This is a genomic window from Clostridium pasteurianum DSM 525 = ATCC 6013 (genome assembly GCF_000807255.1).
GTDB classification, from domain to species: Bacteria; Bacillota; Clostridia; order Clostridiales; family Clostridiaceae; genus Clostridium_I; species Clostridium_I pasteurianum.
In genome coordinates this window covers 2,643,183-2,658,648 of record NZ_CP009268.1, presented here as the reverse complement: position 1 = coordinate 2,658,648, position 15,466 = coordinate 2,643,183, and the positions used below count along the sequence as shown (strand labels likewise).

The window sequence follows — 15,466 nt, the reverse complement described above, 5'->3', positions numbered from 1 at the left end:
TTACTTTTCTGTTATATGTGCTAATCCCTGGTTAAAAATTTCTACTACATGATTATCATCAAGAGAATAGTAAACTACTTTGCCGCTTCTTCTATACTTAACCAGCTTAGCCTGTCTTAATGTTTTTAACTGGTGTGATACTGAAGACTGTTTCATGCCCAGTAGTGCAGATATATCACATACACACATTTCTGAGATAGACAGAACGTGAAGAATTTTAATTCTTGTAGTATCACCAAATACTTTGTACAAATCGGATAAATCATAGAGCAGTTCTTCATCAATCATATTATTTTTAACTTTAGTAATTATATCTTCATGTATTACATTACAGTTGCAGCTTTCTATGTTTTCTATTTCTTTATTACTCAATAGATCACTTCCTTTATTACAATTTATGTATGTTCATATGCTCATATGTTCATATGTTTATATATTTAATATATGACTAATTTTAAATTTAGTCAATGATTTTTCAGAAAATTTATTATAATAAATTTTCTGTTATATTTCTTATTTGATTTAGAAATATATTAAAATAGTTAAAAAAGCTTTCTCACAATACAAGAGAGTGTATTGTGAGAAAGCATCTTTATAAAATAGTCTTTTAAATTATTATGTTTAAGATTTAACTAAACAATAAAAGTAATAACTCTTAAATTTAGATAATAAAAATCCTTATCTGTATGTACCAGAATACTTTAAGCTTACATTTACCGCATTATATAGAATTATAGATACTACAGTATTTATTATAGTAGCGGGTACAACTACGCTTAGAACAAGTGCTGTGAAGGTAGATGGTAATCCTGCTACAATAGAGGCAACTATGAGAAAAACAGTTCCGCTTACTGCGGTACATACAAATCCTATTATAGCAACCATAATCTGTTTTGGTACTCTGTTTTTCATTGCTCTAAACATAAGAAAAACCACCTGACAGGTAATGAGTTTATCAACTATATTACCTACTTGTCCCCCTGGGAAAGTACTTATAATTGCACAATAAATACCTGATACTAATCCAATTAAAATAGTTAGCTTATAATCATCAGCTAATATAATTGCTATAAACATCATTGCTAATAAAAAATTTGGTCTCATACCCATGACAAAGGGTGGTGTTATTTGATATAATACCATTCCTATGGCTAGCAGAAGAGCTATGGTGACTAATTTTCTGAGGTTGTTCTTTGAACTCATTTTAATCCACTCCCTATAAAATTTAATTAATTTTTAAATTTTACTTTATGTAAAAATAAATGTCAATAGAATTATTTATAAAAATATGCTAATATTATTTTGAGACAAAGGGTTTATTTATAAAAATTTATATATTATAATAGCTAAGTACGAATAAAATTATTTATTGCGAATTTATTGTTCGTAAATATCTATATAAGGAGAATTAAAATATGGATAACACTGTTAGAAGAATATTTGTAGAGAAACGAGGGGGATTTAATGTTGAAGCCCTTGAATTATTAAAGGATATTAAAGAAAATCTTAACATTAAACAATTATCCAGTATCAGAATTTTAAACAGATATGACATAAGTGGTATTTCAGATGAGGAATTTGAAAAGTCAAAAAAAATAATATTTTCTGAACCTGTAACAGATAATGTATTTAATGAAAAAATAGAGATTAAAGATAATGATATTGTCTTTGCTGTAGAATACCTGCCGGGTCAATATGATCAAAGAGCTGATTCCGCGGATCAATGCATTAGAATATTATCACAAAATGAAGATTCTAAAGTGGCAACGGCTAAGTTGTATATTTTAGAGGGAGATCTTAAGGAAGAAGATATAAAAAATATAAAGAATTATTGTATAAATCCTGTGGACTCTAGAGAAGCCCTTCTTGAAAAACCAGATACTTTGGAATCAGAAGCAGAAATACCAGAAAATGTAAAAATTCTGAAGGAGTTTTCAAGTCTGTCAGAAGAAGCATTAGAACAATTCAGAATAAGTGAAGGTCTTGCCATGAGCCTTGCAGATCTCAAATTTTGTCAGGAATATTTTAAAAACACAGAAAAGAGAAATCCAACTTACACAGAAATAAAAGTAATTGATACCTATTGGTCAGATCATTGCAGACATACTACTTTTGACACAAAGTTAAATAACGTAGAATTTGAAAAGGGTAAATTTAATAAAATTGTTAAGCAGACCTTTGAAGAATATGAAAATTCAAAAGTTAATTTAAAGAGAGAAGATAAGGCTACATGTCTTATGGATGTAGCTCTTATGGCCATGAGAGAGCTTAAGGCAGAGGGAAAACTTCAGGATTTGGATACTTCCGATGAAATCAATGCCTGCAGTATAGAAAAAGAAGTTGATATTGATGGAAAAAAAGAAAAATGGCTAATTATGTTTAAAAATGAAACTCATAATCATCCTACAGAAATAGAGCCTTTTGGTGGAGCAGCAACTTGTATAGGTGGCTGTATAAGAGACCCTCTTTCAGGAAGAGTTTATGTGTATCAGGCAATGAGAGTAACTGGAAGTGGAGATCCTAGAACAAAAATAGAGGATACTCTTCAAGGTAAACTCCCACAGAGAAAAATAACTGTAGGAGCCGCTCATGGGTATAGCTCTTACGGTAATCAGATAGGTCTTGCTACAGGGCAGGTAACAGAAGTATATCATGATAATTACGTAGCCAAGAGATTAGAAGTAGGAGCGGTTATTGGAGCAGCACCAAAGGAGAATGTAGTAAGAGAGAAACCACAATCTGGTGATATTATAGTACTTCTTGGCGGAAGAACAGGAAGAGATGGCTGTGGTGGTGCCACAGGTTCTTCTAAAGAACATGATGAAAAGTCTATACTTACTTGTGGTGCAGAGGTTCAAAAAGGAAATGCACCTACAGAGAGAAAAATACAGAGATTGTTTAGAAATACTGAAGCAAGTAAGCTCATAAAGAAATGTAATGATTTTGGTGCTGGTGGAGTTTCCGTGGCTATAGGAGAATTAAGTGATGGTTTAGATATAAATTTAAATTTAGTACCAAAAAAATATGAGGGATTAGATGGAACTGAACTTGCAATATCAGAATCTCAGGAACGTATGGCTGTAGTTGTAACGGAAAAGGATGCAGATAAGTTCATTAGTTTGGCACTTGAGGAAAATCTGGAAGCAGTTAAAGTGGCAGTAGTAACTGAGGACAGAAGATTAAAACTCAGATGGAGAAATAGTTATGTAGTTGATATAAGCAGAGATTTTCTAGATACAAATGGTGTAAGACAGGAAATAGATGTATATGTTAAAAAACCAAAGAAATCTTTAAATTATTTTGAAAAAGATGAAAAAATTAAAGATGTAAAGAAAAAGTGGTTCTCCACATTAAAGAATTTAAATGTGTGCAGTCAAAAGGGTCTTGTGGAGAGATTTGATAGTACTATAGGTGCAGGAAGCGTGTTCTTGCCTTTTGCCGGTAAATATCAGATGACTCCTACAGAGGCTATGATAGCCAAAGTACCAGTGTTAAAAGGAGAAACCAATACAGCAACAATTATGGCTCATGGTTATAATCCTAATTTATCAAGCTGGAGCCCTTTCCATGGAGCAGTTTATGCAGTAGTGGAGGCTGTGGCAAAGGTAGTATCTTGCGGCGGTAGATATGATACTATAAGACTTACTCTTCAAGAGTACTTTGAAAGACTTGGGAAAACACCAGAAAGATGGGGAAAACCTCTAGCAGCACTACTTGGAGCATATCATGCTCAGAAGATGTTTGGTATACCAGCTATAGGCGGAAAAGATAGTATGTCAGGTACTTTTAAGGACATGGACGTACCACCTACTTTAGTTGCCTTTGCAGTGGATGTAGTGAATGCCAATAAAGTGGTATCTCAGGAATTTAAAAATTCAGGGAATACTGTGGTATTAGTTAAAGCGGCAAGAGATGAAAATGAGTTACCAGATTTTGAAGTACTTAAAAAGAATTATAAGAGAATTCATAAAATTATTGAAAAAGGCAGGGTACTTTCTTCATATACAGTAAAACAGGGTGGAGTTGCTGAAGCTATAACGAAAATGTGTCTTGGAAATAAAATAGGTTTTACCTTCAATAAAAATGTTTCCGAAGAACTTTTATTTGAACATTGCTATGGATCTATAATTCTTGAAATAGATAAGGAAGAAAATATAAAGAAGGTTATGGATGGAGCAAACTATATAGTCCTTGGAAAAACTAATAGTAATGCTGATATCAATTATGATAAGATTGAATTCAGCATAGAGGAATTATTAGAACAGTGGACTAAACCTTTAGAGTCAGTATTCCCAACTAAAACTCAGGTAAGCAGCGAAAAGATAGAAAATGGTGTTTGGGATAAGAGAAGTACAAAAGCACCTGTTATAAAATATGCAAAACCAAGGGTATTTATACCTGTATTCCCTGGTACAAATTGTGAATATGATTCAGCAAGAGCCTTTGAAAAAGCAGGAGCAGAAACTAGTGTTAAAGTATTTAAAAATTTAACTCCAGAACTTATAAAAGAGTCAGTAGATTATATTGCAAAGGAAATTGATAAATCACAGATGATCATGCTTCCAGGAGGTTTTAGTGCTGGAGATGAGCCTGATGGTTCAGGTAAATTTATTGCTTCAGTTTTGAGAAATTCTAAAATTGCAGAGAGTATAATGAAACTTCTTAAGGAGAGAGACGGACTTATGCTTGGTATATGTAATGGCTTCCAGGCATTAATAAAGTTAGGACTTGTACCATTTGGAGAAATAAGGGATATAGATGAAGATTGTCCTACGCTTACTTATAACAATATAGGAAGACACGTATCCAGAATGGTAGATACAAAGATTGTTTCTACACTATCACCTTGGTTCAGTCAGGTTAACTGCAATGAAGTTTATACTATACCAGTATCTCATGGAGAAGGAAGATTTGTTGGAAAAGAAGAAGTAATTAAAAAGCTGTTTGAAAATGGTCAGGTAGCTACTCAGTATGTGAACTTTAAAGGTAATCCAACTTATGATATTGACTTTAATCCTAATGGATCTATGCAGGCTATCGAAGGTATAACAAGCCCTGATGGAAGAATACTTGGTAAAATGGGTCATAGTGAGAGAATAGGAAATAATATTGCAAAAAATATACCTGGAAATAAGGATCAAAAAATATTTGAATCTGGAGTAAAATATTTTAAATAAAAAAGATATAAATATGTAAAATATGTGCTTGATTTTTTATTAACAGATAAATATTATATAATTTATAATTTCAAGCGCATATTTTAATAAATATATAAATATATGAATCGAATATTATTAAAAAGTTATTTTGAGTAATATTTATAACGAATAAAGAGACTTAAAAATAATTTAATGTACGTCGTATACACGAATGTTATTGTCAATAGATTTATAAACACATTGACTTTTTATAACTCTAGTGATAATATTTATTTGCGGATAATTGTAAAATTAAATATGCATCCATATAATCCTGATAATAGGGTTCGGGAGTTTCTACAAAAAGCCTTAAACTTTTTGGCTATGGGTAAATTTATAAAGCAGGAGGGTTAAGAAATATTAGCTCTCTGTATTAAAGTGGCTCTTAAGTGAATTTACTCAAATTTCATTTTTGAGCATTTTTAATTTTATATTTAAAATTAAATAAGATTTTTGTTATATTTTGTTGGAAAACTGACAAATATTTATTAGTCTGTACGTAATTATCATTATTTATCAATAAATTCTGTAAAAAATAAACAATAAAATTTGTTTAATAGTATAGGAGGAAATTATAAATGAAAGTTGCAATAATATTTGGTAGTAAGTCAGATGTAGATAAAATGAAAGGTGCTGCCAAGGCTCTTAAGGAATTTGATATTGAATACAGAGTTCACATACTATCAGCTCATAGAGTTCCTGAAAAATTATCTCAGGTAATACAAGATCTAGAAGCTGAAGACTTTGATTGTATAATTGCAGGGGCAGGACTTGCAGCACATCTGCCAGGAGTAATTGCTTCACATACTACACTTCCAGTAATAGGAGTACCTATAAATGCAGCTCTTAATGGATTGGATTCACTTTTATCAATAGTTCAAATGCCAAAATCAATTCCAGTAGCTACTGTTGGAATAAATAACAGCTACAATGCAGGAATGTTAGCAGTTCAAATGTTATCATTAAAATATCCAGATTTAAAAGAAAAACTTATTCAATATAGAAAAGATATGAAAAGTAAATTTATAAGTGAAAATGAAGAAGGAGTGGAATTATAATGACAAAGAAAGAATTATTATATGAAGGTAAAGCAAAAAAGGTATATGCTACTGATAAAGAGGATGAAGTTATAGTTTATTATAAAGATGATGCTACAGCTTTCAATGGAGTTAAGAAGGGACAGATAGAAGATAAAGGAGAATTAAATAACAGCATAACTTCTATGTTATTTGAACTTGTAGAAAAACATGGTGTAAAAACTCACTTTATTGAAAAACTAAACGATAGAGAACAGCTTTGTAAAAAAGTAGATATAGTTCCACTAGAGGTAATAGTAAGAAATGTAGCAGCAGGAAGTATGGCTAAGAGACTTGGTGTGGAAGAAGGAAGTCCATTAAAGACTACTGTATTTGAGATTTGTTATAAAAATGATGATTATGATGATCCATTAATTAATGATACTCATGCAGTTGCACTAGGATTCTCAACTTTTGAAGAATTAAAGACTATTTATGCAATGACTGATAAAGTAAATGAAATACTTAAGGAATTTTTCTTAAAACAAAATATTAAGCTTATTGATTTCAAATTGGAGTTTGGTAAAACTGCTGACGGGGAAATACTATTAGCAGATGAGATATCTCCAGATACCTGCAGACTTTGGGATGCAACTACTAATGAAAAACTTGATAAAGACAGATTCAGAAGAGATATGGGAAATGTAAAGGAAGCTTACGTTGAAATATTAAACAGAATCGCAGGAAAATAAATTTTTTTAAGAGAGGGAGTTTACTGTGATAGATTTAGAACAAGATAAACTTAAAGAGGAATGTGGTGTTTTTGGTATTTTTTCAAAAGAGAATATAGATGTATCACATTTGACCTATTACGGACTCTATGCTCTTCAGCATAGAGGACAGGAAAGTGCTGGTATTGCAGTTTGTAATAATGGTAATATTGACGTGCATAAGGGTATGGGACTTGTAACGGATGTTTTTGATAATGATAGTCTTGATAAGATGATTGGAAATGCAGCTATCGGTCATGTAAGATATTCTACTACAGGTGGAAGCTGTGCTAGTAACGCCCAGCCTATAGTTAGTAATTTTGAAATGGGTTCGATCGCTCTTGCACACAATGGAAATCTTGTAAACACAGATATTATAAGAGAGTTATTGCAGTATGGTGGAACTTCATTTGAAACTTCAATAGATACGGAAGTTGTACTTAAATTAATTGCTAAAAATGCAGCAAAAGGCATAGAAAATGCTATAACAGATGCAATTCAAGCCATTAAAGGTTCTTTTGCCATTGTTATCTTAACAGAGGATAAGTTAATCGGAGTTAGAGATCCTAACGGTATACGACCTCTCTGTATAGGTAAATTTGATGATAATAGTTATGTAATGTGTTCTGAAACCTGTGCACTTGATGCAGTAGGTGCTGAATTCGTAAGAGATGTAAATCCAGGAGAGATTGTAATAATAGACAAAGAGGGAATAAAAAGCATAAATTTTGCAGAAAAAACCAAATGTGAAACTTGTGTTTTTGAATATATATATTTTGCAAGACCAGATAGTGTTATAGATGGAATTAGTGTCTATAATTCAAGGGAACTTGCAGGAGAAGAACTCTACAGAGAAGCTCCAGTAGAAGCTGATATAGTAATTGGTGTACCAGATTCAGGGCTTGCAGCAGCTGCAGGGTATGCCAAAGCTTCAGGTATACCTTATGGTATAGGTCTTATAAAGAACAGATATGTGGGGAGAACTTTTATATCACCTACGCAAGAGCTTAGAGAAAAGGCGGTTGCAGTAAAATTAAATCCTTTAAAAGTAAATATTGAAGGAAAAAGAGTAGTAATTATCGATGATTCCATTGTAAGAGGAACTACAAGTAAGAAACTAGTAGATATACTCAGAAAAGCAGGAGCAAAGGAGATACATTTTAGAGTATCCTCTCCTATTATAAAGTATCCTTGTTATTTTGGAATAAATATAGCCTCTAGGAAAGAACTTATAGGCGGACATAAGACGGTAGAGGAAATAAGAGAGTTTATAGGTGCAGATAGTCTTGGCTATTTAAGCATAGATGCTCTTTTAAAGACTTTAGGCAAGGAAAATAATTTTTGCCTTGGATGTTTAAATGCGGTGTATCCTGTATCTGCTCCTATGGAAGTAGAAAAGGAAAGATTTGAAGTATAAATTTGAAAGGTTGTGTACTAATGGTAACTTATAAGGACGCTGGTGTAAATATTGAAGAGGGCTATGAAACTGTAAGCAAAATAAAGAATTATGCTAAAAAAACTTACTCAAAAAATGTATTAAACAATTTAGGTAGCTTTGCAGGAATGTTTGCTCTAGGGAATTATAAAAATCCTGTACTTGTTTCTGGTACAGATGGTGTTGGAACAAAACTTGCCATAGCATTTAAGCTGAAAAAGTATGATACAGTTGGTATTGATTGTGTTGCAATGTGTGTCAATGATATTTTATGTCATGGTGCAAAACCGTTATTTTTCCTTGATTATATGGCTTGCGGTAAGCTTGAATCTGAAACCGCATCACAAATTGTAAAGGGTGTATCAGAAGGTTGTCTTCAGGCAGAAAGCGCTCTTATAGGTGGAGAAACAGCTGAAATGCCAGGATTCTATAAAGATGGAGATTATGATTTGGCTGGTTTTTCTGTAGGTATAGTTGAAAAAGATGAGATTATAGATGGAAGTAAAATTCAAGATAAAGATGTACTTATAGGAATTTCATCTTCTGGTGTTCACAGCAACGGGTTTTCCCTTGTAAGAAAATTAGTACCGGATATGGATATAGATTTTAATGGTAAAAAAGTTGGAGAAGTTCTTCTTGAACCAACAAAAATATATGTAAAACCTGTATTAAAACTTATGGAGAAGTTTGAAATAAGAGGTATGGCCCATATAACTGGCGGTGGTTTCCACGAAAATATTCCAAGAATGTTTAAAGGGGATTTTCAAGCTGTAATAAATAAAGACAGTTATGAACTTCCAGAAATATTTAAATATTTGATGTCTCTTGGAGTAAAAGAGGAAGATATGTATAATACTTTTAACATGGGTATTGGTTTTGTATTATGTGTAAAAGAAGAAGATAAAGATGCAGTAATAAATGAATTAAAGGAATTTGGAGAAAAAGCTTTTGAAATTGGCTATGTAAAAGCAGGAGGCAATGGTGTATGTATAAAATAGCAGTGCTTATTTCAGGCGGAGGCACAAATTTGCAATCTATAATTGACAAGGTTAAGGCAGGATATTTGGATTGTAAAATTGAAATAGTAATTAGCGATAATGAAAAAGCCTATGGAATAGAAAGAGCTAAAGAAAATGATATATATGCTGTGGCTTTATCAAAAAAGCAATATGGAGACAAATTATCTGATGAAATTTTGAAAATTTCACAGGAAAGAAATGTAGATTTAATTGTTACAGCAGGCTTTCTCTCTATAATAAAGGGTGATTTGCTTAAGAAGTTTAAAAATAGAATAATAAACATTCATCCTTCACTTATACCTTCTTTTTGCGGTAAAGGTATGTATGGTTTAAATGTGCATGAAGCGGCCATAGAATATGGTGTTAAGATTTCAGGCTGTACAGTACATTTTGTAGATGAGGGGACTGATACAGGACCAATTATCATACAAAAGTCAGTGCCAGTATTTGCAGAGGATACTGCTGAAGAGCTTCAGAAAAGGGTCCTTGAAAAAGAACATGAAGCATTACCAGAGGCAATTAAACTTATAGAAACAGGTAAAGTAAAAGTTCATGAGAGAAAAGTAATTATAGAAAATAATTAATTCTAAGTGCGGTGGGCTCTTTCCAAGAGCGGAAACTGGTAAAAATTATAACCGTCGGTGCGACGGGTTTAGCGTGGGCAAACTTACTACAATAGGAGTATTGACCACGAAAACCCCTACTTGAACAAAGTAAGTGGAGAGTAGTTCACAAGAATAAGGCATCTGAAAAGAACATAAATTAGTATACTAACTAGTTATTTCTTTCATGATGTCTTATATTATGGATAAAAGTTTCAGCATTGCTTAATAATAAACGTTAATAATTATTAGATCAAAATTATCAATAAATTTTGTTTAATGGAAAATTTTTGTTCTAACTAAGTTTAATTGAATTTTATATTATTAATTATTTTTGAGTTTAACTATAGATAATGGAGGTAATAAATATATGATAAAAAGAGCCTTAATCAGTGTATATAATAAAGACAAAGTACTTGATCTAGCTAAGTTCCTCATTGAAAAGGATGTAGAGATAATTTCAACAGGTGGTACATACAGATATTTAAAAGAAAATAACATAGCAGTAACAGAAGTAGAAGAAGTTACTGGATTTCCTGAAATGATGGATGGAAGAGTAAAAACTCTTCACCCTAACATCCATGGAGGCATACTTGCCATAAGAGATAATACTGAACATATGAAAGCTATTAAAGCTAAAGGAATTAAACCTATTGATATGGTAGTAGTTAATCTTTATCCTTTCTTTGATAAAGTTCAGGAAGATTTAACCTTTGAAGAAAAAATTGAATTTATAGATATTGGCGGCCCTACTATGATAAGAGCGGCTGCAAAGAATTTTCAGGATGTAGTTGTACTTACAGACGTTAATGACTATGAAGATGCTATAAATCAGATAGATAAAAATGGTGATGTAGATTTTGAAAGCAAAAAGAAATTTGCAGGTAAAGTATTTAACTTAATGGCTGCTTATGATGCAGCTGTAAGCAGATTTTTGCTTGGTGATGAAGTTTATCCGGAGTATCTTAATATGTCCTATAAAAAATCTATGGATTTAAGGTATGGTGAAAATCCTCATCAAAGTGCTGCTTATTATGTATCCACAGCTACAAAAGGAGCTATGAAGGACTTTCAGCAGTTAAACGGTAAAGAACTTTCCTATAATAATATAAAAGATATGGATATAGCTTGGAAGGTAGCTTGTGAATTTGAAGAACCAATGTGTTGTGCACTAAAACACAATTCTCCTTGTGGTGCAGCTATAGCTGACAATATTCATGATGCCTATGTTCGTGCTTTTGAATGTGATCCTACATCAATTTTCGGTGGTATAGTTGCCGTTAACAAAAAATTGGATGCAGCAACTGCAGAAGAACTTGTGAAGATTTTCCTTGAAATAGTAATAGCCCCTGATTTCGATGAAGTTGCACTGGAAATTTTAAAGACAAAGAAAAATTTAAGAGTTATAAAGGCAGAGCACAAGCCACAGGATCATAGAGAGTATGCTAAAGTAGATGGTGGAATTTTAGTACAGAGTTCTGATGATAAGCTTATAGATGAATTGAAATATGTAACAGAGAAGAAGCCTACAGAAGAAGAATTAAAGCAGCTCTTATTCGGAATGAAAGTGGTGAAATATGTTAAATCCAATGCCATACTAGTAGTTAAAGATGGAATGGCTAAAGGAATTGGCGGCGGACAGGTAAACAGAATATGGCCAACAATTGAAGCTCTTGATAGAGCAAAGGATGGTACCCTACTTGTATCGGATGCTTTCTTCCCATTTAACGATGTTGTAGAAGAAGCAGCTAAACACAATATAAAGGCAATAATACAGCCTGGTGGATCTATAAGAGATCAGGATTCCATTGATGCCTGCAATAAACATGGTATTGCAATGGTGCTTTCAGGAATAAGACATTTTAAACACTAATATAGAAGTGCAATAGTTGGAAAAGACGAAACAAAAATACAGTGGAGAGTTAAGAGTTGAAAGTTGAGAGTGAAGGAGATTTTTTCTCCGTTACACTACGAAAAAATAATTAAATAATTAATTCTAAAGCATTTTCGCAGTATAACGGAGAAAAAGCATCCCTAACTCTTAACTGGTTTTTAACTTTCCACTGTCCACTATCAACTTTCAACTGAAAAAAGTGTTTCGCACTTTTCTCCTAGTTTTGTATCATTTTTTATTAAAAGTAAGGAAGTGATAAATTGAAAATTTTACTTATTGGAAATGGTGGTAGAGAACATGCTATAGCATGGAAAATGGCACTTAGCCCCATTGTAGATAAAATATATTGTGCACCAGGAAATGGTGGTACTCATCTTGAAGACAAATGTGAAAATGTAAACTTAGATACTATAGATGAATTATTAAATTTTGCAAAAGTAGAAAAAATAGATTTAACTGTTGTAGGTCCAGAAGCAAAGCTGGTAGAGGGTATTGTAGATGTATTTAAAGAAAACGGATTAAAGATATTTGGACCATCAAAGGCAGCAGCGGAGCTTGAAGGAAGTAAAGCTTTTGCTAAAGCATTTATGAAAAAATATGGAGTTAAAACAGCTGCTTATGAAGTTTTTGAAAATGTAGAAGAAGCCCTTGACTATGCAAAAAAGTGTCCTTATCCAATAGTTATAAAAGCAGATGGCTTGGCAGCAGGTAAAGGTGTAGTTATATGTAACACTCAGCAGGAAGCTGAGAATACCTTAAAGGATTTTATGGTAAATGATGTATTCAAGGGATCTGGTAAAAAAGTAGTTATGGAAGAATTCCTTGATGGAGTAGAAGCTTCAATACTTTCTGTTACAGATGGAAATGTTATTGTACCTTTTATATCAGCTAAAGATCATAAACAGATTTTCGATGAAGATAAGGGACCTAATACAGGTGGAATGGGTGCTATAGTTCCTAATCCTTACTGCAGTGAAGATGTAATTAAAGAATTCAATGAGACTATGTTAAAGCCTACTCTTACTGGAATAAAGGAAGAGAAAATGGATTACTGCGGAGTTATATTCTTTGGTCTTATGATTACTAAAAAAGGTACATATTTACTGGAGTACAATGTAAGAATGGGAGATCCTGAAACTCAGGCAGTGCTTCCAATGCTGGAAACTGATCTAACTGAAATTATATTAGCTGCTATAGATGGAAAGCTTAATGATGTGGAAATCAAGTGGAAAAAAGGCGGCGCTTGCTGCGTAGTACTAGCTTCTAAAGGATATCCTGGAAGCTATGAAACTGACAAAACTATTGAGATTAAAGGGGAAGACAATAAAGTATTTATAGCAGGAGCTAAGTATCAAGAAGATTCTCTAAAGACTTCTGGAGGAAGAGTTATGTCCATTGTATCTACTGGTGATACAATAGAAGAAGCTATTAAAAATACCTATGAAGATATAAAAAATGTAAATTTTGATGGTATGTATTTTAGAAAAGATATAGGAACGCTATATAGATAAGGGGAATAATCCAAGAAATTATTTCCTAGATTATATTTATTAAATTATAAAGAATAATTTAATAAAAGGTTTAGATATATAATTAAGATCTATTAATAAAAACTAGTATCCAGTTAAATATTGGATACTAGTTTTTATTATCAAAAAATCTGTCTATTATTTTTTGTGACATACGCACATTTATGTTAGCTTCAGCTATAAGAGTTAATACCATAAGTATTAATTCATTTTTAGTGTTGTCACCATGATCTATATTTTTTAATTTATTCTTACTTTTCTCCAAAATAGAATAAAAATGTTCACTATAATTATTTTCATTTTCTCTTTTTAATTCTAAAAAGGTATCATATAAATTTTCCACAGAGATAAGTTCGCTACTTTCTTTCGACATATCTTCCAATAGGGGTTTAAAAACTTTTCCTATATCAGATAATGACAAACTTTGTTTTAAAGTGTATATTATAGATAGTAGAACTATTTGTTCTTTAGTATATTTTTTGCTTTTAACAGGTGGAAAGATTTTAGCTTTAGCGTAGTTGTTAATCATAGTTTTAGTCATTATTTTATCTTCACTATTTCTTTTTAAAGAAGAGAGCTTACTTTCAAACAGAGTAGTCACTTGATCCATATACAAATCAATATTGGGAATATCACTAAGAGTTAGCTCGCTAAATTCAGTAATTTCAGAGAGAATATCATCTAAGTTTTTATCTTCATTTGTGTCCAAATAAATCACCTCGTAGTTTATTATATAGTATTTATTACTATGAAGCTAGATATAAATATAAAGTTTTTTTATATGAAGGTGAGAATAATAAATTGAATGTATCTAATTTTATAATTAAATATTGTTTTAAAATTCAAATTCAGAATAGAAAGCATTTATAAATTAATCAATATGTAAGTTTAGTTTTAAACCATTTGAGTAAACCTTTTCTTAATATATAAGTATACAATATAGTATTGATAAATTCATATTAATAAAAGTATATTTATAATTGGATATCCATAATAAATGTGGAAATAATAAAAAATAAGTTTACAAGTATATATGAATATAAATTATAAGAATGCATAATATTATTTATAAAGAGTATTGCAATATAGATGTATTATTATTATAATAGTAATATATTGTTACATAGTATGTAAAACTACGTAATGAATATATGGATAAAGGAGTGGGTGTTGTGTTTAAAAAGTTTAGAGAGCCTGTTAGTGGACTGACACATTTGTTTGGAGTGGGTATTTCTATAATTGGATTAATCATTTTAATTAAATATGCTTTAAAATTAAGTGATGTTCAATATATAGGTGCCTTCGTAGTTTTTGGAGTAAGCTTAATATTGCTTTACAGTGCCAGTACAGTTTATCATTTGACTGCTGCTTCTCAAAAGGTAATTAAAGTACTTAGAAGGATAGATCATTCCATGATATATGTTTTAATTGCAGGCAGCTATACACCTATTTGTTTGATTGCATTAAAAGGAAAGCTTGGATTAACTATTTTGACTATCATATGGAGTTTAGCTGTATTTGGTATACTGGTTAAAAATTTTTGGTTTGATGCACCTAAATGGCTTTCAACTTTCTTTTACATATTTATGGGATGGCTTGTAATAGTGGCAATCTTTCCACTAGCAAGAGTATTTACAGGTATTGCTATAATGTGGTTGGTTATAGGCGGCATAGCCTATACTGTAGGAGGAATAATATATGGTCTGGATCGTCCAAAATTAAAAAACAAATATTTTGGTGCTCATGAGATATTTCATATATTTGTACTTGTAGGGAGCTTTTGCCATTATTGGCTTGTATTAAGGTATGTAACCATTATGTAATTTATTTATAAAATCCCTATATAATTAATTGTAAATTTTATATAAAAAAATTGTTATAAAGTTAAAATAACTTTTCATTGGTAAACAAAAAGTGTTATAATGTAAAAATAGGTGATGGAGTTCACCTTTAAGTGCTGAAATGCTGATGACTCCTACAGATTTTATCTGTGGGAGTTTTTT

12 protein-coding genes and 2 riboswitches are annotated in these 15,466 nt (G+C 31.5%); of the genes, 9 read left to right on the top strand and 3 right to left on the bottom strand.

Translation table 11 applies throughout. The features are described 5' to 3' along the window. Positions 1-372, bottom strand: coding sequence for an ArsR/SmtB family transcription factor (locus tag CLPA_RS12065; protein ID WP_003447538.1), 372 nt, complete (start codon positions 370-372; stop codon positions 1-3). 306 nt (positions 373-678) lie between these two features. Continuing rightward, the gene (locus CLPA_RS12060; RefSeq protein ID WP_003447540.1) at positions 679-1,203 is read right to left on the bottom strand and encodes a tryptophan transporter; all 525 of its coding nucleotides are present in this window, start codon (positions 1,201-1,203) and stop codon (positions 679-681) included. Between the two features lie 212 nt (positions 1,204-1,415). On the opposite strand from CLPA_RS12060, the gene CLPA_RS12055 reads away from it, so the two are divergent. The 8 genes from CLPA_RS12055 to purD all read left to right on the top strand — a co-directional run bounded on the left by CLPA_RS12055 (position 1,416) and on the right by purD (position 13,445). Next, positions 1,416-5,177, top strand: coding sequence for a phosphoribosylformylglycinamidine synthase (locus CLPA_RS12055; protein ID WP_003447542.1), 3,762 nt, complete (start codon positions 1,416-1,418; stop codon positions 5,175-5,177). A gap of 265 nt (positions 5,178-5,442) precedes the next feature. Further along, positions 5,443-5,543, top strand: a riboswitch (purine riboswitch). A 233-nt stretch (positions 5,544-5,776) separates the two neighbouring features. Then, positions 5,777-6,256: a 5-(carboxyamino)imidazole ribonucleotide mutase gene (gene purE, locus CLPA_RS12050; protein WP_003447544.1), complete on the top strand. Its 480-nt coding sequence runs from the start codon at positions 5,777-5,779 to the stop codon at positions 6,254-6,256. Beyond that, on the top strand, positions 6,256-6,966 hold the full coding sequence (gene purC / locus CLPA_RS12045; protein ID WP_003447546.1) for a phosphoribosylaminoimidazolesuccinocarboxamide synthase: 711 nt from the start codon (positions 6,256-6,258) through the stop codon (positions 6,964-6,966). Before purE ends, purC begins: the two co-directional genes overlap by 1 nt. Before the next feature lie 25 nt (positions 6,967-6,991). Further along, complete coding sequence (purF, locus tag CLPA_RS12040; RefSeq protein ID WP_003447548.1) at positions 6,992-8,401, top strand: amidophosphoribosyltransferase; 1,410 nt, start codon at positions 6,992-6,994, stop codon at positions 8,399-8,401. A 20-nt stretch (positions 8,402-8,421) separates the two neighbouring features. Continuing rightward, positions 8,422-9,417 carry a phosphoribosylformylglycinamidine cyclo-ligase gene (purM, locus tag CLPA_RS12035; protein ID WP_003447549.1) on the top strand — a complete coding sequence of 332 codons (996 nt, stop codon included), beginning with the start codon at positions 8,422-8,424 and terminating at the stop codon, positions 9,415-9,417. Beyond that, positions 9,405-10,022, top strand: coding sequence for a phosphoribosylglycinamide formyltransferase (purN, locus tag CLPA_RS12030; RefSeq protein WP_003447550.1), 618 nt, complete (start codon positions 9,405-9,407; stop codon positions 10,020-10,022). Before purM ends, purN begins: the two co-directional genes overlap by 13 nt. Positions 10,023-10,410: 388 nt before the next feature. Next, positions 10,411-11,913, top strand: a complete 1,503-nt coding sequence (purH, locus tag CLPA_RS12025; RefSeq protein ID WP_003447551.1) for a bifunctional phosphoribosylaminoimidazolecarboxamide formyltransferase/IMP cyclohydrolase — start codon at positions 10,411-10,413, stop codon at positions 11,911-11,913. A gap of 281 nt (positions 11,914-12,194) precedes the next feature. Continuing rightward, a complete protein-coding gene (purD, locus tag CLPA_RS12020) occupies positions 12,195-13,445 on the top strand; it encodes a phosphoribosylamine--glycine ligase (RefSeq protein WP_003447552.1) in 1,251 nt (416 codons plus the stop codon). Between the two features lie 127 nt (positions 13,446-13,572). On the opposite strand, the gene CLPA_RS12015 is transcribed toward purD, so the two are convergent. Further along, a complete protein-coding gene (locus CLPA_RS12015) occupies positions 13,573-14,172 on the bottom strand; it encodes a DUF1836 domain-containing protein (protein ID WP_003447553.1) in 600 nt (199 codons plus the stop codon). A gap of 463 nt (positions 14,173-14,635) precedes the next feature. On the opposite strand from CLPA_RS12015, the gene trhA reads away from it, so the two are divergent. Next, a complete protein-coding gene (trhA, locus tag CLPA_RS12010) occupies positions 14,636-15,286 on the top strand; it encodes a PAQR family membrane homeostasis protein TrhA (protein WP_003447555.1) in 651 nt (216 codons plus the stop codon). 101 nt (positions 15,287-15,387) lie between these two features. After that, positions 15,388-15,448, top strand: a riboswitch (Fluoride riboswitch). Positions 15,449-15,466 lie beyond the last annotated feature (18 nt).

Excerpts from the sequence above, each read along its gene's own strand:
- CLPA_RS12055 (WP_003447542.1), top strand. The coding sequence starts at position 1,416 with ATGGATAACACTGTTAGAAGAATATTTGTAGAGAAACGAGGGGGATTT.
- purE (WP_003447544.1), top strand. The coding sequence starts at position 5,777 with ATGAAAGTTGCAATAATATTTGGTAGTAAGTCAGATGTAGATAAAATG.
- purN (WP_003447550.1), top strand. The coding sequence starts at position 9,405 with ATGTATAAAATAGCAGTGCTTATTTCAGGCGGAGGCACAAATTTGCAA.
- CLPA_RS12060 (WP_003447540.1), bottom strand. The coding sequence starts at position 1,203 with ATGAGTTCAAAGAACAACCTCAGAAAATTAGTCACCATAGCTCTTCTG.
- purC (WP_003447546.1), top strand. The coding sequence starts at position 6,256 with ATGACAAAGAAAGAATTATTATATGAAGGTAAAGCAAAAAAGGTATAT.
- purH (WP_003447551.1), top strand. The coding sequence starts at position 10,411 with ATGATAAAAAGAGCCTTAATCAGTGTATATAATAAAGACAAAGTACTT.
- purM (WP_003447549.1), top strand. The coding sequence starts at position 8,422 with ATGGTAACTTATAAGGACGCTGGTGTAAATATTGAAGAGGGCTATGAA.